This is a genomic window from Catonella sp., from assembly GCF_052173895.1.
Lineage (GTDB): Bacteria > Bacillota > Clostridia > Lachnospirales > Lachnospiraceae > Catonella.
Genome location: NZ_JBQMXS010000031.1, coordinates 1 through 21028, shown reverse-complemented (window position 1 = coordinate 21028; position 21028 = coordinate 1). Strand labels below are relative to the sequence as shown.

At 34.1% G+C, this 21028-nt stretch carries 20 protein-coding genes and 1 CRISPR repeat array; of the genes, 16 read left to right on the top strand and 4 right to left on the bottom strand.

The features are described from left to right. Positions 1–281 precede the first annotated feature (281 nt). The 4 genes from ACTTG8_RS07305 to ACTTG8_RS07290 form a co-directional block, all read right to left on the bottom strand. A complete protein-coding gene (locus ACTTG8_RS07305; RefSeq protein WP_442561469.1) occupies positions 282–740 on the bottom strand; it encodes a DUF6773 family protein in 459 nt (152 codons plus the stop codon). Beyond that, entirely contained in the window at positions 733–936 is a 204-nt protein-coding gene (locus tag ACTTG8_RS07300; RefSeq protein ID WP_442561468.1) for a helix-turn-helix transcriptional regulator, read from the bottom strand. The genes ACTTG8_RS07305 and ACTTG8_RS07300 overlap by 8 nt, the downstream gene beginning before the upstream one ends. Before the next feature lie 144 nt (positions 937–1080). Beyond that, a complete protein-coding gene (locus ACTTG8_RS07295; RefSeq protein ID WP_442561467.1) occupies positions 1081–2460 on the bottom strand; it encodes a hypothetical protein in 1380 nt (459 codons plus the stop codon). Next, positions 2460–2828, bottom strand: a complete 369-nt coding sequence (locus tag ACTTG8_RS07290) for a GntR family transcriptional regulator (protein ID WP_442561466.1) — start codon at positions 2826–2828, stop codon at positions 2460–2462. Before ACTTG8_RS07290 ends, ACTTG8_RS07295 begins: the two co-directional genes overlap by 1 nt. A 499-nt stretch (positions 2829–3327) precedes the next feature. Here ACTTG8_RS07290 and cas9 point away from each other — a divergent pair, with 499 nt between their 5' ends. The 16 genes from cas9 to ispE all read left to right on the top strand — a co-directional run bounded on the left by cas9 (position 3328) and on the right by ispE (position 20927). Next, complete coding sequence (gene cas9 / locus ACTTG8_RS07285; RefSeq protein ID WP_442561465.1) at positions 3328–7422, top strand: type II CRISPR RNA-guided endonuclease Cas9; 4095 nt, start codon at positions 3328–3330, stop codon at positions 7420–7422. An 11-nt stretch (positions 7423–7433) separates the two neighbouring features. Further along, complete coding sequence (gene cas1 / locus ACTTG8_RS07280; protein WP_442561464.1) at positions 7434–8306, top strand: type II CRISPR-associated endonuclease Cas1; 873 nt, start codon at positions 7434–7436, stop codon at positions 8304–8306. A 4-nt stretch (positions 8307–8310) separates the two neighbouring features. Further along, positions 8311–8616: a CRISPR-associated endonuclease Cas2 gene (cas2, locus tag ACTTG8_RS07275; RefSeq protein WP_442561463.1), complete on the top strand. Its 306-nt coding sequence runs from the start codon at positions 8311–8313 to the stop codon at positions 8614–8616. Beyond that, a complete protein-coding gene (gene csn2 / locus ACTTG8_RS07270; RefSeq protein ID WP_442561462.1) occupies positions 8613–9293 on the top strand; it encodes a type II-A CRISPR-associated protein Csn2 in 681 nt (226 codons plus the stop codon). The genes cas2 and csn2 overlap by 4 nt, the downstream gene beginning before the upstream one ends. Before the next feature lie 51 nt (positions 9294–9344). After that, a CRISPR array of direct repeats spans positions 9345–10237; the repeat unit is 36 nt; unit sequence GTTTGAGAGCTTTGTTAATTTAGAATGGTGTAAAAC. A 201-nt stretch (positions 10238–10438) separates the two neighbouring features. Beyond that, positions 10439–11365 (top strand): metal ABC transporter solute-binding protein, Zn/Mn family, encoded by a 927-nt coding sequence (locus ACTTG8_RS07265; protein ID WP_442561461.1) that lies wholly within the window; start codon positions 10439–10441, stop codon positions 11363–11365. A 22-nt stretch (positions 11366–11387) separates the two neighbouring features. After that, positions 11388–12104 (top strand): metal ABC transporter ATP-binding protein, encoded by a 717-nt coding sequence (locus tag ACTTG8_RS07260; RefSeq protein ID WP_442561470.1) that lies wholly within the window; start codon positions 11388–11390, stop codon positions 12102–12104. Continuing rightward, entirely contained in the window at positions 12097–12981 is an 885-nt protein-coding gene (locus tag ACTTG8_RS07255; RefSeq protein ID WP_442561460.1) for a metal ABC transporter permease, read from the top strand. Before ACTTG8_RS07260 ends, ACTTG8_RS07255 begins: the two co-directional genes overlap by 8 nt. Beyond that, the gene (locus tag ACTTG8_RS07250) at positions 12974–14101 is read left to right on the top strand and encodes a metal ABC transporter permease (protein WP_442561459.1); all 1128 of its coding nucleotides are present in this window, start codon (positions 12974–12976) and stop codon (positions 14099–14101) included. Before ACTTG8_RS07255 ends, ACTTG8_RS07250 begins: the two co-directional genes overlap by 8 nt. A gap of 60 nt (positions 14102–14161) precedes the next feature. Beyond that, positions 14162–14920 (top strand): Ig-like domain-containing protein, encoded by a 759-nt coding sequence (locus tag ACTTG8_RS07245; RefSeq protein ID WP_442561458.1) that lies wholly within the window; start codon positions 14162–14164, stop codon positions 14918–14920. A 169-nt stretch (positions 14921–15089) separates the two neighbouring features. After that, positions 15090–15335, top strand: a complete 246-nt coding sequence (locus tag ACTTG8_RS07240) for a Veg family protein (RefSeq protein WP_442561457.1) — start codon at positions 15090–15092, stop codon at positions 15333–15335. Positions 15336–15557: 222 nt separating this feature from the next. Then, positions 15558–16967: an ankyrin repeat domain-containing protein gene (locus tag ACTTG8_RS07235; protein WP_442561456.1), complete on the top strand. Its 1410-nt coding sequence runs from the start codon at positions 15558–15560 to the stop codon at positions 16965–16967. Beyond that, on the top strand, positions 16957–17790 hold the full coding sequence (locus tag ACTTG8_RS07230) for a radical SAM protein (protein ID WP_442561455.1): 834 nt from the start codon (positions 16957–16959) through the stop codon (positions 17788–17790). Before ACTTG8_RS07235 ends, ACTTG8_RS07230 begins: the two co-directional genes overlap by 11 nt. Continuing rightward, on the top strand, positions 17781–18839 hold the full coding sequence (locus tag ACTTG8_RS07225; protein ID WP_442561454.1) for an AAA family ATPase: 1059 nt from the start codon (positions 17781–17783) through the stop codon (positions 18837–18839). Before ACTTG8_RS07230 ends, ACTTG8_RS07225 begins: the two co-directional genes overlap by 10 nt. Continuing rightward, positions 18832–19341 carry a phosphoribosyltransferase gene (locus ACTTG8_RS07220; RefSeq protein WP_442561453.1) on the top strand — a complete coding sequence of 170 codons (510 nt, stop codon included), beginning with the start codon at positions 18832–18834 and terminating at the stop codon, positions 19339–19341. Before ACTTG8_RS07225 ends, ACTTG8_RS07220 begins: the two co-directional genes overlap by 8 nt. Positions 19342–19538: 197 nt before the next feature. Further along, positions 19539–19994 (top strand): hypothetical protein, encoded by a 456-nt coding sequence (locus ACTTG8_RS07215; protein WP_442561452.1) that lies wholly within the window; start codon positions 19539–19541, stop codon positions 19992–19994. A 63-nt stretch (positions 19995–20057) separates the two neighbouring features. Next, the gene (gene ispE / locus ACTTG8_RS07210) at positions 20058–20927 is read left to right on the top strand and encodes a 4-(cytidine 5'-diphospho)-2-C-methyl-D-erythritol kinase (RefSeq protein ID WP_442561451.1); all 870 of its coding nucleotides are present in this window, start codon (positions 20058–20060) and stop codon (positions 20925–20927) included. Positions 20928–21028: the final 101 nt, after the last annotated feature.

Sequence of the window (21028 nt, the reverse complement as noted above, 5' to 3'; positions counted from 1 at the left end):
TTTATGAAAGAACAGACCTTACTGATGCTTTGCATGAAATTTCAGGTTTTAGAACTGACTTTGAAATCGTATCAAACAGAAATATGAAAAAAATTTTAACTTTGATGAAAAAAGAAGAAAAATAGCTACATTTTTTTACACATAAAAAGGCTCTAAAATCCTGATTATAAAGGGGGTTAGAGCCTTTTTGATTGTTGCAAGTGTCAAAGATGGGATTTTGCTCCCAAACTTTACATTTATCTTACATTTCCTTTTATTTCAAGATAAATTCTTTAGAGATTTCACTCATCATCATCTAGCTGTTTATCTATCTTTTCCTGTTTTTTCTTATTCAGATAGTTCATTACTACTGAAACGATTGAGAACACCAGTATCCATGCCACTGAATAAGTTATAGCAAGTAACTTTGACTGTTTAATACCAATATGCTTTATAAAATTATCACTTAGTATGATAGATATTAAAGTTGCAATAATAAGATTATTTATCCATCTATTAGTACCATCATTGGGATTAATAGACCATATATTAATGCCTTTAAAATAATTTGCGACAATAATATAAAGTCCACTCCCGATTAAAATTAACAATTCAGTTGCATATAGTTCAAAACCCGCATCCATAAAAAACATCTTAATAACAATAGAAAACACCAGAGCGTATATAATATACCCATAAGCCTTACTCTGTATCGTCCTTCTTTCAGATAGAATCCTTTCATCCTGAATTTGATTATTCATTTTTCTCCTCCCAAAATAAGTCATTTAATGTTTTCCCAAGTGTTTTACATATAGCAATGCATAAATTTAATGTTGGATTGTAATTTCCTGCTTCTATCAGTCCTATTGTCTGTCTTGTTACACCTACAGCCTTTGCTAAGTCTTCTTGATTCATGTCACATTCCATTCGTGCAATCTTCATTCTTTTGTTCTTCATAATCCCCCTTTCTATATTACATATAGTAATATAGAAAGGGCATAATGTCAAGTATATATTACATCAAAACTTGACTTATGATAAAGAAGTAATAAAGAATTTTATTTTAAATCATTTATAATATTGTCTAACTTCTCAAAAAATCTATATTTTTTCTTGAGGTGAACATTTAGTGTTACAATTTATCAATTTTACATTTTCCTTTATCTCCTCAAATTTCCCTCTAATATCTCCCCTAAACCCAAGCACAAAAACTTTTCCATTCTTCTCAGTTATCTTTATAAAAGGCTTGTAATCCGGTCTGACGAGAAGTATCATATTCTCTTTTCCACTCCTAAAATTACCTTTTAGAATATCTTCATAGGCTGTACCGTTTATTCTTACCAAATCCTTTGGAAGTTCATTTATCAGTTCAATATTTTCAATTTCTGAGAACTTAATATGATATTCTGTAATTCCCTGACTTGCAGTAATTTCCTCTCCGGTGACATTTATTTCTATAGGCTTTTCATAATAAATATGAAGTGCAGGCCCTATAAACGGCATAGCCAAAGTAAAAATCAGTATAAATCCCATTATTACCTTGCCTGATGTGCGTGCAAGATTCATCGTAGTATTCATTCCTACCCTCTCATTTACAATAAGCTTGCTATCATCCGGATTGTAATATATCATGCCTCCAATCCATTTATCATCCTCATCCACGATTACTCCTGTACCACTTCCTTTAGTAAGATTCTCCTGCATCTTCCTAATTTTTATTTCAATTGCCACAGCTTCTATGCAAATTGCCGTAGAAAGTCCCAATACAAGAACCAATGCAAGAACTTGATTATTTATAAATAGAAGTCCTGAATAGCTTAATATTGCTGTCAGCCAAGATGCAATCAGCCAAATTTTAGACCAATTATAATGTCTAATCTGAGTCAGTACCCTAGTCAGATCTTTTTCTTCATTTACTGTTTCTGAGCGGTTTCTATAAAGATAACGGTATATAAACCAAAATATGAGTATGCTTAAGCTAGAAACTATATACAGCATATAAAAGGTTCTATCCCAAATCAAAGGCAATAAACTTAAAATGCAGGGAATTATAAAAAGAAACGGAGAAAGCTGTTTTAATTTAGGAATAGTTGTAGTATCGATAGATACACTGTGGGTAGCATTATATACCCATCCTTTTTCTCTTTTAATCTTTTTTAAGTCTCTGTTGCAAAGATAAAAAGGTATTGCATATAGGAAAACAGTTAAGTCTACCCACACAAGCCAGTAGGTAAGCAATATCCAAAATTTTGATATAAATATTCCCGGAATAATTGCAAGTAACAGGAGTACAGTCAGCATTTTTACCTGCTTTTTATATTTATTAAGCCTTGAGATTACATCTGCATCACGCTTTCCTTCCTCCATAAATGTTACACCGACTGCTATATTTTTCTTAAACTTTGCATGGTTTACAAGCAAATATCCCATAAGAGGAGCAATCCAACATATACTCGCCCACATAAGTATTTTATAAAACATTACAATCCCTCCTTGTAGTATTCTTGGCAAAGGGTAAGCACTTCATCTAAGGACAGCCCTGAAAGCTGTAACTCTGAAATGATTACTCTTAATTCTTTCAATGTTTCTTCTTTAACAGGGCTCTCTTTAGTCTTATTACTGATTAGAGTTCCCTTCCTCCTGTCCGTTACTATATAGCCTTCATTATTTAACATCTGATATGCCTTACTCACAGTCATCATATTGATACCGCTTTCATCTGCCAGTGCCCTAATAGTCGGAAGCTTTTCCCCCGGAGTTAACTTTCCCTCCGCTATTCCCACAACAATTTGGTCACGTAACTGTTGATAAATAGGGGTTTTACTTTCAAAATCAAAGATTAAACGCATATCGTCCTCCCTTCTGCATATAAGTACTATGAATTGTTTATCTTATTTGAATTATAACATATAATATAAATAAGTCAAGGTATTTTTCTATTCAATCTATTTATTAGAGCATATTTGTTATATTGTTTTTAAAAAATTATCTTGTATAATGACAATATCTGTTTAGGAGATTTGTTATTTATTCTTGATTAAGTAAAGGTAAATGAGTTCTTAAAAAGAGAAGGGATTCTCCCTTAGGAAATTGATTAGGGCTTATTGATTTATTCAAAAATATAATAAAGTATTTGAATTGCGTTGAATTTTTAGATAGATAAAGCTGTGGAGAAAAGAGTGTTTAATTATACAAAAAAAGACCTATTGGTATAGGTCTTTTAATCGCACAATGCGAACCTTGAGGCGATATCGGATAAATCCTTATTTGCACTCGCTTTGTTAATTCTATTAAAGAATAACACATTTGTTGAAAAAGTCAATATTAATTTATAAAAGGAGAAATTGTATGGAAAAGCAAGAGTATTTTTTAGGACTGGATATGGGAACCAGCTCTGTTGGATGGGCAGTAACAAATACTGAGTATGAATTACTGAGAAAAAAAGGAAAAGATATGTGGGGAATTCGTGAATTTGAAGAGGCAGATTCAGCAGAGGATAGACGTACTCATAGGGTTGACAGAAGGAGAAGGCAGCGTCAGGCTGCAAGACTTGGCTTGCTAAAAAGCTATTTCAGTGATGCAATAGATAAAATTGATCCAAATTTTTATATTCGTTTGGAAAATAGCAAATATTTTCTTGAGGATAAAGACGAGAGAGTGCGTACTAAGAATGGAATATTTGATGATGAAAATTACAAGGATGTTGATTATTATGAACAATATCCAACAATCTTTCATCTTAGAACAGCGTTACTTGATGTTGATAATAAAGGGGAAAAGTTCGATGTACGCTTAGTTTATCTGGCACTTGCCAATATGTTTAAGCACAGAGGTCATTTTCTCTTAAATGCAGGGGGAGATGCATTAAATACTGAACAGGTAGATGCTGTATATCAAGAGGTATTGGATAAGTTTGAAAATGATTATGAGTTGATAATAGAGCATAAACCTATTCAACAGGTAATAGACATTATAAGTAATTCTGATACAGGAAGAAAGAAAAAGCATGAAGAGTTTCAGGAATTATTCGGAGTAGTAAAAAAAGATAAGAGAGTAAATGAAATATTAAAATGTTTGTGTGGATTGAGTGTGAATGCAAAACTGATTTTTGATGAAAAGACAGAAGAGAAAGTGCCTCTGTGTTTTCACGATTTTTCTTATACAGATAAGATAGCAGAGTTAATGGAACAATTAACTGAGGAAGAATATGCTATTATTGAACAACTAAAAAGCATATATGACTATGCAGTTTTAGCTGGAACACTTAAAGGATATGATTATCTCTCCTGTGCCAGAGTGGAATTATATGAAAAGCATTGCAAAGATTTGAAACTTTTAAAAATGTTGTTTCGTAAATACAAGACTAAGGAAGAATATGACAAGATGTTTCGTTCAAATGCAGACGGGACTTATTCAGCATACGTTAATTCCCTTAATTCAACAGATGCAATTGCAGAAAGCAATAAATACAGACGAAATATGAAGGGAAGAAAAGCAGATGATATATATTCGACAATAAAAAAGGCATTTAAGGATATTATAGATGATGAAGATATTAAGTATGTTATGGAAAAAATAGAAAAAGAACAGTTTCTTCCTAAACAGTTAACCGGTGCAAATGGTGTCATCCCTAATCAGGTACATAAAAAAGAAATGGAAAGAATACTAAAAAATGCCGAAAATTACCTGCCATTCTTAAAAGAAAAAGATGAGAGTGGGTTGACAGTTTCAGAGAGGATAATACAGCTTTTTACATTTCAGATTCCATATTATGTGGGACCTCTTGGGGAAAATAGTAAAACAGGTTGGATTGTTCGCAAAGAAGAGGGGGCAGTTCTACCTTGGAATATTAATGAGAAAATTGATATGGGTGCAACCTCAGAAGACTTTATCGGTAACCTTATCAAAACCTGCACATATATTCAGGGTGAAAAGGTTATGCCTAAAGCCTCTCTTGCTTATGAGAGGTATTGTGTTCTCAATGAACTTAATAATCTTTGCATTGACGGCGAACGATTGGATACAAAGCTAAAACAGCAAATCTATAAAGACTGTTTTATGAAGGGAAAGCGTGTAACGAAAAAACAGCTTTGTACCTATCTTGTGGCACAAAGCTTAATCAGTTCCGAAGAACAGGTGACAGGAATAGATAAGAATATTAATAACTCTTTATCTTCTTATGGAAAAATGTATGCAATTTTTGGCGAACGCCTAAAAGAAGACGCAATTATTTCGGTTGCTGAAGATATTATTTATTGGTGCACTATTTTTGGTGATTCCAAAAAGATGTTAAAACAGCGGCTTACAAAGTATGTGGAGCAAGGGATATTAGACGAAAATAAGTTAAAAAGAATTCTTGGCTATAAATTTAAGGATTGGGGAAGATTTTCCAAAACACTTCTTACACTTAGCGGATGTGATAAGTCTACTGGTGAGATTATGTCATTGGGACAGGCGATGTGGGAGTATAGCCTGAACTTTATGGAATTAATTAACAGTGATGATTTTACGTTCAAAGAAGAACTGGCAAAACAGAGCATAGTTGCTATCAAGTCGTTAAGTGATTTTACCTATGAAGATTTGCAAGACAGTTATTTTTCTGCTCCGGTAAAGCGTATGATTTGGCAGACATTGCTGGTTGTACGAGAAATTGAACAGGTAATGGGATATGCACCAAAGAGAATCTTTGTAGAAATGACCAGAACTGAGGAAGAAAAGGGAGATAAAGGAAGAAAAGATTCAAGGGGAAATCAACTTTTAGAGCTTTATAAGAGTATTAAAAACACAGAAAATCATAATTGGAAACAGGAAATTTCAAAGGCATCTGAAAGTGGAAAATTAAGAAGTAAAAAGCTGTTTTTATATTATATGCAGATGGGGCGAGACATGTATACAGGTGAAGAGATAGATTTGGGTAGGCTGTATGATGATAATTTATATGATATAGACCATATTTATCCAAGGCACTATGTGAAGGATGACAGTATTTTGAACAATCTGGTATTGGTCAACAGACAGGCTAATCAGCATATTAAAAAAGACCTGTATCCTATACCTGAACAGATAAAGGCAAATCAGAAAGTTCAAGAATTATGGAACACTCTTCACAGACAGAAGTTAATTACAGATGAGAAATATACAAGACTTATATCAAATACCCCTTTTACGGAAAAACAATTGGGAGATTTTATTGCAAGACAGCTGGTAGAAACCGGACAGGGAACGAAGGGGGTTGCAACCCTCTTGGAGCAGTTATTTACAGACACAGATATTGTATATGCAAAAGCATCAAATGTATCAGATTTCAGAAGGGACAACGGATTTTTGAAAAGCCGTCTGGTAAATGATTTTCATCATGCACAGGATGCTTATCTAAACATTGTAGTTGGGAATGTGTATCATACTAAATTTACAAAAAATCCATGGAATTTTATCCGCAAAGACTATGAGAAGGATAAGGAGAAGAACCGTTACAATCTAGCTAAGATGTTTGAGTGGGATGTTATTCGTGGTTGTGAAACAGCTTGGATTGCTAAGAGGAAAGATGAGAAGGGAACCATTGCAACTGTTAGAAAAATGATGCAGAAAAATACTCCTCTTTTAACAAGGATGAACTTTGAACAGCATGGAGGTATAGCTAATGCAACACTATATTCTGCAAAGAAAGCAAAACCTGAAAACTATATTCCATTAAAAACATCTGATATAAGGATGAAGGATGTAACAAAATATGGTGGCTTTACATCAGCGACCATAGCTTATTATTTTATTGTATATCATAAAGAGGGTAAAAAAGAGAATGTCACAATCGAAGGACTGCCTCTATATTGCAAGGAAAAGGTGGAGCAGGAGACGAACGGACTGGTGAGGTACTGCAAAGAGGTGTTGGGTTATGGTGATGTAAATATCTTACGCAGGAAACTAAAGATTCAGTCTCTTCTTGAAATTAACGGATATCAGTTCCATTTGTCGGGAAAAACAGGAGATAGGTTGATTTTGAGAAATGCTATGAGCCTCTACCTGCCGGAAAATTGGACTACATACATTAAGAAGGTTGAGAAGGCAGTCATTTGGCATATACTGGAGGAAGAGATAAGTGTTGAACAAAACTGCAGGCTGTATGATATACTGGCAGATAAGCATGCTAATGCTATCTATGCAAAGCGTCCGAATGCATTTGGGCAGAAATTATTAGATGGAAAAGAGAAGTTTGTTGTGCTTAATCCGGAACAGCAATGTGAGGCATTATTACAGCTATTGCAGTTAACAAGGATTGGAACTACTGAGGCAAATCTGAAGTTAATCGGAGAATCTGAACATTCAGGGAAAATATTAATTAGTAAAAACTTAAAAGCGGCGGACAAGCCTGCAGTCATAAGTCAATCTGCAACAGGACTGTATGAAAAGAAAGAATGGATTTTTACTGAGAAAACGGACGGATAAAGGAGAGAGGTATGAGTTGGAGAACAGTGGTGATATCGAGTAATGCAAAACTGGATTATCAAATGGGATATATGGTGGTTCGACGTATGGATACCATGAAAATTCATTTGAGTGAAATGGAAATATTAATCGTTGAATCAACCGCTGTTTCTCTGACTGCTGCCCTTTTAAATGAACTCTCAAAAAAGAAAATAAAGGTGATTTTTTGTGATGAAAAGAGAAATCCGTCTTCAGAGCTGGTAGGCTATTATTGCTCACATGATACCAGCACAAAGATACGCACACAGATTACTTGGAAAGATGAGGTAAAAAAAGCTGTGTGGACCGAAATAGTGGCGGAAAAGATTCGCAAACAGGCAGAACATCTGGAATTTTGGAAACTTGAAGAGGCGGACATGTTGTACGGATATATTAATGAACTTCAGTTTGCAGATACTTCAAACAGAGAAGGACATGCCGCAAAAGTATATTTTAATGCGTTGTTTGGATTGGATTTTACCAGAACGGAAGAAAACAGTACAAACGCGGCACTTAATTATGGCTATTCCCTGTTATTATCAGCATTTAACCGCTGTATCACAGCAAATGGATACCTTACACAGCTTGGTCTCTTTCATGATAATATGTTTAATCAATTTAATCTGGCATCAGATTTGATGGAACCATTTAGACCTATTGTAGACCTTAAGGTAAAACAGATGCAGCCGGTTAAATTTGAACATGACGAGAAGATGGAGGTGTTGACCATTCTTCAAAATGAGGTGAAAATTAACGGAAGAACGGAATTTGTAAGCAATGCAATAAAGATTTACTGCAAAAGTGTGTTTGACGCAATTAATAATGAGGATGTTTCGGAGATAAAATTTTACAGGTATGAGTTATAGGTTTATGAGAGTAATAGTATTTTTTGATTTGCCTGTTCTTACAGAGTCAAATCGCAGAGATTATAGGACATTCCGTAAGTTTTTAATTAAATCAGGCTTTATGATGGTTCAAGAATCAGTGTATTGCAAAATGGCACAAAATAGCTCTGTTGCTGATATTATGGTTGACAATATAAAGAAAAATAAACCATCTGAAGGGCTGGTACAGGTATTAAGAGTTACAGAAAAACAATATAATAAGATGGATTTTATTGTAGGTGAAAAGACAGGAGATGTTTTGACTACTACTGAAAGATTGGTAATATTATGAAAGCTATATATGCAAAGTATGGAATTGAGTTAGTTTTGGAAGAAAATCAGGTTATTACCCTTGTGGTTGAAAATCCGAGGGTTATGAGTGATATGTTTAGGGATATATACAGACAGGTTAATGGGGAAGAAGGGGGATGGATTCTGTCTGAAAATGATAAGATTTTTCCTCTTGAAAAAACCAGTGTATTGCTTGATAATCCACTCACTGCAAACTGCAATGATAAGAAGATTTTGACCAAGTTATACAAGGAACTGTCTGAACAGGCTAAAACTTCACTATATGAAGAGTGTACACAGGTGAATTTTCATATAGTTGATTTTTTGGAAAAGTTGTTTGCTACAGTACCATATCATTTGGAAATGGAATTAGATGTGGATGTAGCTGCATTGTTGAAGCTATATGGAGTAAAAATAGAATCGGATGGAACTGATGTATTAGAAACTTTGATTGATTATTTACGTGCAATAAGCTCTATATGTAATATTCATGTGGTTTGGATACTGAATTTAAAACAATTCCTTACAGAAGAACAGGTACGGCAATTATATGAATTTTGCTTTTACGAAAAAATATACCTGATTAATCTGGAAGGCCAAAAAAATTATACTCTAAAACAGGAAAAATGTGTTATAATAGATAAGGATTTGTGTGTAATAGATACATCTTTGAATTAATAACATTTCGCAAAATGTAATGCTCGGTGATGACCTCGATGCTAATTTGAGGTTTGAGAGCTTTGTTAATTTAGAATGGTGTAAAACGGGCTGGTAAACGCAAATAGGGTAGAAGAGGTTTGAGAGCTTTGTTAATTTAGAATGGTGTAAAACGTAAGCGATGGCTACAACCCATACGACACCGTTTGAGAGCTTTGTTAATTTAGAATGGTGTAAAACTATATGGGCATCCGTCCTCTCTGCAATATTGTTTGAGAGCTTTGTTAATTTAGAATGGTGTAAAACCATGTACGCGGAGGTGAAGTTCAGCATGCCGTTTGAGAGCTTTGTTAATTTAGAATGGTGTAAAACAGTGCCAACAATTAGAAGGTCAGAAGTACCGTTTGAGAGCTTTGTTAATTTAGAATGGTGTAAAACGATGCAAATGTGGCGATGAGGCTTACTCCGTTTGAGAGCTTTGTTAATTTAGAATGGTGTAAAACAGCCACTCAATTTTTAGCTCACGCTAATTAGTTTGAGAGCTTTGTTAATTTAGAATGGTGTAAAACTAAAGAACTTGAAGTACAGGCTGAAACCTCGTTTGAGAGCTTTGTTAATTTAGAATGGTGTAAAACAGCATCAGGAGTATTTTCACTTGCAACTGTGTTTGAGAGCTTTGTTAATTTAGAATGGTGTAAAACTAATCGGATAAGGTTGTTTAGCAAAATATTGTTTGAGAGCTTTGTTAATTTAGAATGGTGTAAAACTCTTCACGACTCATTGTTGTGCCAAACTCAGTTTGAGAGCTTTGTTAATTTAGAATGGTGTAAAACAAAATATTCCAAGGTCTCACTGTTTATAGTGTTTGAGAGCTTTGTTAATTTAGAATGGTGTAAAACTAAAAATTTTTAATCTAAGTGAAACCTCTTGTTTGAGAGCTTTGTTAATTTAGAATGGTGTAAAACAAGAGAAAAAAACTACTATAAAAGAACAGTGTTTGAGAGCTTTGTTAATTCAGATTCTATCATTATTTTTCTAGCAGATAAACAAATCATTTGTATTACTATTGACATATTTCCCAATAAATAATATACTAACCTATAGTTAGTTAAGACTAACTATAATCAAGCTTGAAATTTATTCCAAAAGGAGAAGAAAGAACTTATATGAGAAAGACATTGTTGGTTTTATTACTTGGAGCTTTGCTTTTAACAGGTTGTGGTAATACGGGGACGGCAGATACACCATCAAAGGATGGCAAGAAAAAGGTAACAGTTACAACTTCATTTTTATATGACATGGTAAATCAGCTTGCCGGAGATATGGTGGATAAGGAGCTTATTATACCGGCCGGAGAAGATCCACATCTTTATGTTGCAAAACCTGAAGATTTAAAAAAGATTGCCGGTGCAGACTTAGTGCTTTTTCATGGTCTTCATTTTGAAGGTAAGATGCAGGAAGTGCTTGAAAAGAAGGGATATGCGGTAGCATCAACTTTTCAAGAAGACAAGGTAGGTAAAATGGAAGAGGACGGAGAGACTATAATAGATCCTCACTTTTGGTTTGATATTGACCTTTATAAAGAGGCCACATTAAATGCAGGAACCAAACTTTCAGAACTTTTACCTGAGAAAAAAGACGAGATAGAAAAAAATACAAAGACTTACTTAGAAGAGCTTACAGCCCTTGATGAAGAAAATAAAAAAGCACTTGCAGAACTTCCTGAAGGAGGCAGATATTTGATAACACCTCATGATGCTTTCAACTATTTTTCAAGAAGATATAATATAGAAGTTGTAGCACCACAGGGTGTAAGTACAGATTCGGAAGTTGCGAATAAAGATATAGATAAAACAGTGGACTTCATAGTTGAGCATAAGGTAAAGGCAATATTTGCAGAATCAACTACCGACCCTGCAAGGATGGAGAAACTTAGAGAGGCTTGCAAGGATAAGGGCTTTGATGTCAAGGTTGTAAGTGGTGAGGGAAATGAGCTTTTTTCTGATTCGCTCGCACCTGAGGGACAGAGCGGGGATACCTATATTGATATGTATAAGCACAATGTAAAATTAATTACCGAGAATTTAAAATAGCAAGGAGGGGGAAGTGGAAGGTATGGAAGAAGTTATAGTAAAGGTGGAGGACTTAACCATAGCCTACCACGATAAGCCTGTACTTAGAGACAATGATATAGAAATAATGAAGAATTCCATTACAGCCATAATAGGACCTAATGGAGCGGGGAAGTCTACTTTAATAAAGGGAATTTTAGGACTTCAAAAGAAACTTTCCGGAGAAATTCTCATAATGGGAGAGCCGCTTAAAAAGGTTCAGAAGAAAATAGCCTATATTCCACAGACTTCTGAAGTAAACTGGGATTTTCCGACTACGGTTATGGATGTAGTGCTTATGGGAAGGTATGTACATCTAGGATGGTTCAAACACCCTACGGCAAGGGATAGAGAAAAGGCAGAAGTTGCACTTAAAAGAATAGGTATGTATGAATTTAAGGATAGACAGATTTCCAAACTTTCAGGTGGACAAAGGCAGAGAGTATTTATAGCAAGACTGATAGCTCAAGAAGCAGATTTATACTTTATGGATGAACCTCTTGCAGGCATAGATAAGGTTACGGAGAAGGTAATTATAGATTTTGTAAAAGAGGAGCAGAAGAAAGGCAAGACTGCGGTAATAGTTCACCATGACCTTGCAACTATAAGAGAATATTTTGACCATGTTGTAATCATTAATAAAAAGGTAGTGGCAGCAGGTAAGGTGAGCGAGGTATTTACAAATGAGAACTTAGAAAAGGCGATGATGAAAAATGTTTAATATGGATATACTTACCGGCTATTCTTTTTTAATAGTTGGAGCAGGTACTTTTTTGTTAGCATCTATTGCCGGAGCAGTTGGTTGCATAACAGTGCTTAAAGGCCAGTCACTTATTGGAGATGCAATTGGACACTCTGCATTTCCCGGTATCATTCTTTCTTTTATGTTATTTATGCAAAGAGATCCGGTGCTTTTGACTTTGGGAGCAGCAGTATCCGGAACAACTGCTTTTATGCTTATTCAGGTTATTAAAGAAAACTCTAAATTAGAATTGGATGCTATACTTGCTGTAATCCTTTCCTCGTTCTTTGGCTTGGGAATGGTACTAAAGAGCTATATTCAAGGGAATAGTTTGTACAAAGCAGTTGCACAGTCGGGACTTTCAAGTTATATTTTCGGACAGGCAGCTTATATAATGAAGGCTGATGTTAAGCTGATAGTTTGTTTAGGTATACCTACTTTGGTTTTGCTGATTTTATTTTATAAGGAAATAAAATTATTCTTATTTGATGAGATTTATGCTAGGACAATAGGGATTAAGACGATTTTGCTTTATGCTATTATTTTAATCATGACAATGGGGATAATTGCAGCAGGGCTGAAGCTGGTCGGAGCAATTCTCATATCATCACTCCTTATTATCCCTGCTATTACTGCTATGCAGTGGAGTGAAAAATTTAGCAGAGTTTTGGTCATAGCAGGGGCAGTAGGGGGCATATCTGCACTTATCGGTACTTACCTATCTACCGTATATGATGGTATGAGTACAGGAGCAACCATTATCCTTGTTATGGGAAGTTTTGCTATAATCTCCCTTGTTATAGGACCTCATGGAATGATTTCTAATATAAAGATGAGGAGGAAAAGCAATGATTGAGTCACTACTAGCTTATTTTAGCATATCTTATGAGTCACTGCTGGTGTTAATAGTGACAGCTGTTTCCTGTGCCATTCTCAGTCCTTTTTTGGTGCTTAGAAAATTATCAATGGTTTCAGATGCAATTTCTCACTCAGTCTTACTTGGAATAGTGGTTGCGTTTTTTATAGTAAAAGATGTAGGCTCACCGTTTTTAATAGTGGGAGCAGGATTATTTGGAGTAATTACAGTTTTTGTAGTAGAATTTCTTTCGGGAACAGGAATGGTCAAAAATGATGATGCAGTGGGGATAGTATTCCCAATGTTCTTTGCACTTGCAGTTGTACTGATTACCAAATTTGCAAGAAATGTGCATTTGGACACAGATATAGTACTTATGGGAGAGGTTATAATAGCCCCATTAAATAGAACAGAGTTTTTGGGAATGGATTTGCCAAAGGCCTTTGTGCAGATGGGGATATTACTTATAGTAAATTTACTATTTATAATTATATTTTTTAAAGAACTGAAAGTAACTACCTTTGATAAAGGTTTTGCAAAGTTAGCAGGATTTTCCTCAGTCGCTTTATTCTATGCATTAATGACTTTGTCATCCCTTACGGCAGTTACAGCTTTTGATGCAGTAGGAGCAATTTTGGTAGTTTCTTTTCTCATTACTCCCGGGGCAGCAGCCTATCTTATAAGTAAGGATTTGAAGATAATGATAGTTATATCAATAGGTTATGCAGTTATTAATTCTGTCTTGGGCTATGTGATTTCACTTCTTATGAATGTATCTATGTCGGGGATGACAGCAGCAGTGGCAGGGGTTACATTTTTACTTACTTTTTTATTTAATAAGGAAGGACTTATTACAGCTATATTTATTAGATGCAAGAGAAAAAGTGAACTTAGGCTAGAGCTTTTTCTTATACATATAGGTAATCATATCGGAAAGCCAGAAGAAATAGAAGAGTTGGGATTAATCTCAATTAGAGAGCATCTTAAATGGAAACAGGCAGATGTAGACAAGATTGCTAAAAGACTTATGAAAAGAGAACTTATAAGGGTAGATGGTGAAAAGAATATTTATAGTTTGACTGAGAGGGGAAGAGATAGGTTTTCTCATATATGCTTGTAAATAAGGGGAAATTAGGTTATAATCAAAATCTAATTTATAGGTATGAGGAGAAAAGCAGTAATGAAAAAATGGAAGTATTACTTTGGGTTATTACTTTGTTTAATAATATTTGTTTTTAGTTTTTACCCTAAAAACAGCATATCAGCGTCTGAAACTAAGGTTTCTTTTGTATATGATGAGACTAAAACTACTCTTTTAATTGGAGAAAAGTATCGTATAAAGGTAGTGGGAAAGAATCTTAAGGTTAAGTGGAAATCAAGTGATAAATCAGTAGCCACAGTAAGTAAAAATGGCAGTATAATCGGGAAAAAGCAAGGAACAGTGCAAATAAAAGCTGTTGTTAGAGGTAAAAAGATTAATAAAACCTTCATTGCTGAGTTTACAGTTCTTGACAAGACTGTTTTAGAAGATTTTATTGATAAAAATCTTGTAAGGATTCAAGATACAATAAAGGAGTTAAGAGAAACTTATCCCGAAGGAACTCGCTGGGGCAATGATAAGGAATACTATTGTGAGGCAGATTATACCACAGGTTATGGCTGTGTATCCCTTGTATTTCAGTTTAGTGACAAGTTGTTCGGTAAAAAGGCTTTATTTAAGGAGTTTGATGATTTTGCCAATATAGAAAATGAAATAAACATAGGTGATATAATAAGATTAAATGGAGATACTCATTCAGTCATGGTAATTGACAAGAATGAGGGAGGGGTCACTATTGTAGAGGGGAACTATAATGGTGCAGTTCATTGGGATCGTTATATCAGTTATGAAGAATTAAAGCAGATAGGCAATTATTATTCGACAAGGTATCCTAGATGATTTTGTTGTGAAATTACATAGGATATATTTCCCCTAATTTGACTTTTACCTATAAACATGGTATGATAAGCGAGTAAGTATACAAGAACACTTGTATACAATTTGTATGTTGCATATCCTGGCAGAAGTTAGGATTGGGTTAAGAACTGAATAGTTTGGAGGCTTAGTCATGGGAAAAGTTGATGTAAGGGCAGTCCGTAATGCAGTATACCGTGCCATAGGGAGTAAGGTTGTAGTTAAGGCCAATAGAGGAAGGCATAGATTCGATATAAATGAGGGAGTGATTAAGGAGGTTTATCCTCATGTCTTTATGATTGAAATAAGTGATAATGAAGATGAAGTATCTAAGAGAGTATCTTATACATATACAGATATTCTTACCAAAGATGTGCAACTTCAGCTTTGCACTGAATAAAAGTAAATATTTAAGGAAACATCTCACAGACATGAAAATGTTTGGTGAGATGTTTTTTTGTATAATAGTTGCAGTTTGTGCTCAAAAGGTTGAAGTGATGAAATTATTAAGTAATAGTTGCAAAAATATAAAATTCGTTGAAATAAATGTAACACTATGCTATTGTTTCAGTATATTTAGAGGGCATTAGCAAAGACTATATCTTGATGGAGGGTGGACTACATGGAAGAACAGATAAAGTGTAATTTTCTAAGAAAGCGAATGATTGAGCTTAGAGAGGTAAATGGGAAATCTCAAGCAGAAATGGCAGATATGCTTTACTGTAATAAGTCTACATTATCTAGAGCAGAAAAAATAGATGGAGATACCGGATACAAAACTGTTAGGGGGTTTGCTGCCGGATATTGGAAAGCTCTTCATGATCCAGAAAGATTACTTGAAAAAAGTGGGATTTTGGAAGAGAAAATACAGCTGAAGAAAAAGAGACTTGAAAAGCAGTTACAGATTTTTCTTCGAGGTGAGAATGTAGTAGTAATTGATACATCAGCTCTTCTTAAAAATCCCCAGTTAATAGATGAACTTAGTAAAGAATATAGTCATGTAATTATTCCTAATATAGTAGTAGATGAACTAGATAATATAAAAGACCATAATACCAATGGACTTGCATCTAAGGCATGGCAACTTCTTAAGAGTATTGGTGGAAATACTAATGTAATTACTAAAGATTATACAGGTAAAGAAAAAGAGGGAAATAATGATTGTAAAATCATAGATGTCGCAGAAAAAGCAGCCGAAGAATTTAAATGTGAAGTTGATCTTATAACCTATGATGCCGGATTTGCAGCCAGATTAAGTGGAAATAAAATTGTAAAGGCATTATTCTTGGAAGAGTATATGATAATCAAGCAGAACCTTATGGATATCAACAGTTTTAAGAAGTTAAATGATTACTACGCAGACTCTTACGATGATGTAGAAAAGGTTATAAAAATCAAAATTCCTAATTCGGACGATATAAACGCATATCTTCCAGATGGTAATACTTTGATTATTTCTGTTGTAAGAAATAAAAAAATTCCTATTAGCCAGCGTAAAGAGAAGATTAGATGGCTTATTGCACATGGGGCTGATGTCAATAGGAGAGATTGTGGAAAGTATTATTTTCCACCACTGTCACATTCAATTCAGAACGGAGATTTTAAAATATTTAAGTTTCTTCTACATGAATGTAAAGCAGATCCTAATATAGGTAGTAGAAACCCCTATGATGTCGGAAAAATTAGGCAGAAGAATGATGGTAATATGCCCCTTATGATTGCTGCGTGGGATAATAAGTTAGAGTATGTTAGAGAACTTATTGCCGATGAGAGAACAAGTTTGAACCAGCAGGATGGAAATGGGTTTACAGCACTAATTAAGGCTTGCTACTGGGGGCTAAAAGATTGCAGAGATTTGTTAATTAGAGCTGGTGCTGATACGAAAATTATTGATCGTGACGGATATACTGCTGATGAAAGATACAAGGAGAGTTTAGCGACAGGTAGGCGTAAAGGAGCTAATTTTAGAAATAGTAACAGAAAGCAATTTAATACTAATAGAGGTGAAGGACGAAAATATTATGGTAGATAGAATTTGTATTTCTATAAATAATCGTTGCAATCTTTCATGTAGGTATTGTCATTTTTATGAAAAAAAGTCAAATATCAATGTAAATACTATGGATGTTTTTAAGATTCTGGACAATGTAATTGCAAGCATTGAAAAAAATAATATTTCGGTGTTCAAAGTTGGATTTGTAGGAAATGGGGAGCCACTAATGGATTTTGAATTACTAAAGAGTTACTTGCTATATATTGCAAAATATCTTGAACAGGGAAGAATAGCAGCATACACTATTTCAAATGGGATTTTAATTAATAAAGAAATACTGCAATTTTTCAAAAAATATCATGTGAATGTTGGATTTTCAATCGACGGCATTGAGTCTGTACATAATAAATACCGTTGTGGAACTCATGCTAAAGTTATGGAAAAAATTAATCTGTATAAGGATATTAATGGGAAATATCCTTCTATGAATTGTACAGTTGGAAAAGAGACTTTGTCTAATGCAGATGAGACTATTGAATTTTTTAAACAGTTTAATAATCGTATTACTTTTTCGAGAATGATTGGGAAATATGGAATTTCTTTTGATGATTTCAATGTTTTTCTAAAAAAAGCAACAAGAATTTTGAATGTTAGGACTGGTGGCTATGATTGTACTATGTACGGAGGAATGTGTGGAGCAGGAATAAACAATTTTTTTTATGCTAATGGAAATGTATATATATGTGGTAATTGTATAGACATGAAACCACTTGGAAAAAGTGAAATGCCTTTTTCACAGCTGGAAAGATTGAATTTAAATTTTGATAGAAATTACTGCTATAAGGAGATTTTATGCGAATAGGATTATATGGATTACCTTCTGCAGGAAAGTCTTTTATTCTTGGAAATATAAGAAATTTGGAGGTTCTTTCAGGGAGTTCTCTACTTCAAAAATTGGCACCAAATTTTAATAATCTTGCAGAAGAACAAAAAGAAACAGTAAGACAGGAGCTTGCATTACAATTAAGGCAAAAAGACAGTTTCATAATGGATGGACATTATTCTTTTGGAGAAAATATAGTTTTTACAGAGGCTGATGGGCAGCTGTATGATGTATTTTTATATTTGTATATAAATCCTGATATTATTTTAGAAAGAATGTCAGACTCTATTAAAAATAAAAAATATCTTCAATACGACATTGAAGAATGGCAGAGATTTGAACTGGAGTCTTTGCGTACATATTGTCATATAAATAACAAAGATTTTTATGTTATAGACAATCCTGATAAAGGATTTTTCTCTGATATTAGAATTATATTGGAGTTTATAGATAGTATTATTGAAGGTTATAGCTGTGTTCGTTTTGCCAAAGAAGTTGCAAATAAGATAGAAAAATCAGATTTTATTTCACTGTCAGATGGAGATAAAACATTCATAAAAGAAGATAGTAGTGAGATTCTGGGATATAAAACACATTTGTTTGATGGAAACTTTTATTCAGGATTTCAGGCATGGAGACATAACAGTGAACTGATGGATTATCTTAAACTAATCAATTATTCTATACAGTCAATCGATAATATGAACCTTACGATTAATGAAAAAGTTCAAGATAAGATAAAGGGATTTTCAGTTATTCTTACAACAGGATATTATGATGTTTGGAAACAGATTGCATATAAATATAATCTTCCTTTATTTTGTGGGTCGCAGATGTGTTCAGATACAAAATACTTCATTACTAAGTTTTTACAAGAGAGAGGGAGCAAGGTAATGGCGTTTGGAGATAGTATGAATGATTATTTTATGTTAAAGCAGGCAAATATTTCATATCTTATGTTGAAAAAAGATGGTTCTATAAGCTCATCACTTAGAGGAAGAGATTTGGAGGGATTGATACTTGTTTGAAATAGAGAAGAATGATAGAGTAAATGAATTGATAGATATTACAAAATCGAATTCAGGGATATCGGGTCCGATATTAGCGAAGGCTCATATGGAACTTGGTGAGCTGTTAGCAGAGAAATTATTAGATTTGGATCCGGAGGATACAACCATAGTTGCAATATTAAGGGGTGGTTTATTTTTTGCGGAAGGTATGTATTTTAAACTAGGATGTAAATTTCAAATATATGATCCAAAGAGAGATACTTTTGTAAGGCCGATAACAAAAAATGTAATTCTGGTTGATTCAGTTATAAACACAGGGAAAACTATTCTAGAGATTTTGGAAGTAGACATGATGGTAGCTTGTTGCGTAATAAATAAAAAAGCGGTAGCAAATTTTAACGAACAACTTTATACTATCAGGGTATCCGAAAACTCATTTGTTGGTACTTCTATGTTACAGCAGGTTGGGAACAAAGGTCCGGATACAACGATGAGATTATTTAATTTGCTTTCTTATTAATTCTATTTTTTAGTTATAAGCTTATATACTGAGAACTTTCTGAGAAATCGGGAGGTTCTTTTCTTAGTTTATCATAGCATCTAGGTTTAGCTGTTTTTGTATACAATCTTCCATAAATAATTTGTATTTCATATTTTATTGTGGTATAATAAAGATTGTGTATTATAAAATGTTTTATGAAGGTTCGGGAGGTTTAAATGGAAGGATATATTATATATATTATAATAGCTGTTGTAGTTGTTGCATTGTTAGTAGGACTTTATTTTTTATCAAAGTATGCAAAGAAGTTGCAAGATAAGCAGGCTATAGCAAATGAGCAGATGAGGGAAATGGAGCAGACGGTGTCCATGCTTGTTATAGATAAGAAGATGATGAAAATGACAGAGGCAGGTTTTCCACAGATAGTAGTGGATCAGGCTCCAAAGTTGTCGAAGTTATCTAAAGTACCTGTTGTAAAGGCTAAGGTTGGTCCTAAGGTTATGAGCCTTATGTGTGACCCAAAAGTATTTAATTTGATTCCTGTAAAAAAAGAGGTTAAGGCTATGGTCTCAGGTATATACATAACAGGAGTTAAGGGAATTAGGACAGGGCTTGAGAAAGCGCCGGAAAAGAAAAAATTTATGGATAGGGTAAAGGGCATATTTAAGAAATAAAATAATGTGCGCTTAATGAAAGGGCACTCATATTGGGTGTCCTTTTGTAATAGAAAGAGAGTTATGGAAAAAGTTATTGAAAAGGCCTATGGCAAAATAAACTTAAGTTTGGATGTTCTTGGACGGAGAGATAATGGATATCATGATGTAAGTATGATAATGCAGACAGTGGATGTTTACGATACAATTTCTCTTAGTAAGATTGATGGAGATGATATCCGAATTACTGCAAATACTAAGGAACTTCCGTTAGATGATAATAATATAGTATACAAGGCAATTAAACTTATTAAGGAAGAATATGGCATAGAGACCGGAGTTAGTGTGCACATAGAAAAAGAGATTCCGATATCGGCAGGAATGGGAGGCGGAAGTGCAGATGCGGCAGCTACCCTCAGAGGAATGAACAGGCTTTTTAATTTGGGACTTAAAGCAACCAAATTAGAAGAATTAGGTTTAAGGCTTGGAGCAGATGTTCCGTTTCTTATAAGAGGTGGGATTTCACTGGCAGAGGGAATAGGGGAAAGACTTACAGAGCTTGTGCCATTTCCGGAGTGTGCTATATTAATAGTAAAGCCTAATTTGGGAGTATCTACAAAGGAAGTGTATGAAAACTTTGACAGTTTATCTGAGGTAAAACATCCGAATATAGGCAGTGTAGTGGAAAATTTGGGAAAGAGTCAACTTTGTGATATTGTTAAACTTTTAGGAAATGTCTTGGAAGAAGTGACTGTAACAAAGCATAGAATAATATCAGAAATAAAGCAGCTATTACTTGTAAATGGTGCAGTTTTTTCTATGATGACAGGAAGTGGACCGACAGTATTTGGAATTTTTGAGTCTGAACAAGAGGCAGAAAAAGCAAGGCTTGTACTTAAAAAGAGAAATGAATTTGAGATGGTGGAAGTTACAAAGTGCCGGTATGGGCAGTAAAGGAGATTTATGGACAAATATATGATTAATGAATCTGAACTTCCTTTGAGAGATGTAGTTTTTAGAACCCTCAGAAGGCAGATACTTATGGGAGAGTTAAA

What these genes read in the sequence shown, in the direction of transcription:
- cas9 (WP_442561465.1), top strand. Translation starts at nt 3,328, where the DNA reads ATGGAAAAGCAAGAGTATTTTTTAGGACTGGATATGGGAACCAGCTCT.
- ACTTG8_RS07290 (WP_442561466.1), bottom strand. Translation starts at nt 2,828, where the DNA reads ATGCGTTTAATCTTTGATTTTGAAAGTAAAACCCCTATTTATCAACAG.
- ACTTG8_RS07265 (WP_442561461.1), top strand. Translation starts at nt 10,439, where the DNA reads ATGAGAAAGACATTGTTGGTTTTATTACTTGGAGCTTTGCTTTTAACA.
- ACTTG8_RS07295 (WP_442561467.1), bottom strand. Translation starts at nt 2,460, where the DNA reads ATGTTTTATAAAATACTTATGTGGGCGAGTATATGTTGGATTGCTCCT.
- csn2 (WP_442561462.1), top strand. Translation starts at nt 8,613, where the DNA reads ATGAAAGCTATATATGCAAAGTATGGAATTGAGTTAGTTTTGGAAGAA.
- ACTTG8_RS07300 (WP_442561468.1), bottom strand. Translation starts at nt 936, where the DNA reads ATGAAGAACAAAAGAATGAAGATTGCACGAATGGAATGTGACATGAAT.
- ACTTG8_RS07245 (WP_442561458.1), top strand. Translation starts at nt 14,162, where the DNA reads ATGAAAAAATGGAAGTATTACTTTGGGTTATTACTTTGTTTAATAATA.
- ACTTG8_RS07250 (WP_442561459.1), top strand. Translation starts at nt 12,974, where the DNA reads ATGATTGAGTCACTACTAGCTTATTTTAGCATATCTTATGAGTCACTG.
- cas1 (WP_442561464.1), top strand. Translation starts at nt 7,434, where the DNA reads ATGAGTTGGAGAACAGTGGTGATATCGAGTAATGCAAAACTGGATTAT.
- ACTTG8_RS07260 (WP_442561470.1), top strand. Translation starts at nt 11,388, where the DNA reads ATGGAAGAAGTTATAGTAAAGGTGGAGGACTTAACCATAGCCTACCAC.
- ACTTG8_RS07215 (WP_442561452.1), top strand. Translation starts at nt 19,539, where the DNA reads ATGGAAGGATATATTATATATATTATAATAGCTGTTGTAGTTGTTGCA.
- ACTTG8_RS07240 (WP_442561457.1), top strand. Translation starts at nt 15,090, where the DNA reads ATGGGAAAAGTTGATGTAAGGGCAGTCCGTAATGCAGTATACCGTGCC.
- ACTTG8_RS07305 (WP_442561469.1), bottom strand. Translation starts at nt 740, where the DNA reads ATGAATAATCAAATTCAGGATGAAAGGATTCTATCTGAAAGAAGGACG.
- ACTTG8_RS07235 (WP_442561456.1), top strand. Translation starts at nt 15,558, where the DNA reads ATGGAAGAACAGATAAAGTGTAATTTTCTAAGAAAGCGAATGATTGAG.
- ACTTG8_RS07230 (WP_442561455.1), top strand. Translation starts at nt 16,957, where the DNA reads ATGGTAGATAGAATTTGTATTTCTATAAATAATCGTTGCAATCTTTCA.
- ACTTG8_RS07255 (WP_442561460.1), top strand. Translation starts at nt 12,097, where the DNA reads ATGTTTAATATGGATATACTTACCGGCTATTCTTTTTTAATAGTTGGA.
- ACTTG8_RS07225 (WP_442561454.1), top strand. Translation starts at nt 17,781, where the DNA reads ATGCGAATAGGATTATATGGATTACCTTCTGCAGGAAAGTCTTTTATT.
- ispE (WP_442561451.1), top strand. Translation starts at nt 20,058, where the DNA reads ATGGAAAAAGTTATTGAAAAGGCCTATGGCAAAATAAACTTAAGTTTG.
- cas2 (WP_442561463.1), top strand. Translation starts at nt 8,311, where the DNA reads ATGAGAGTAATAGTATTTTTTGATTTGCCTGTTCTTACAGAGTCAAAT.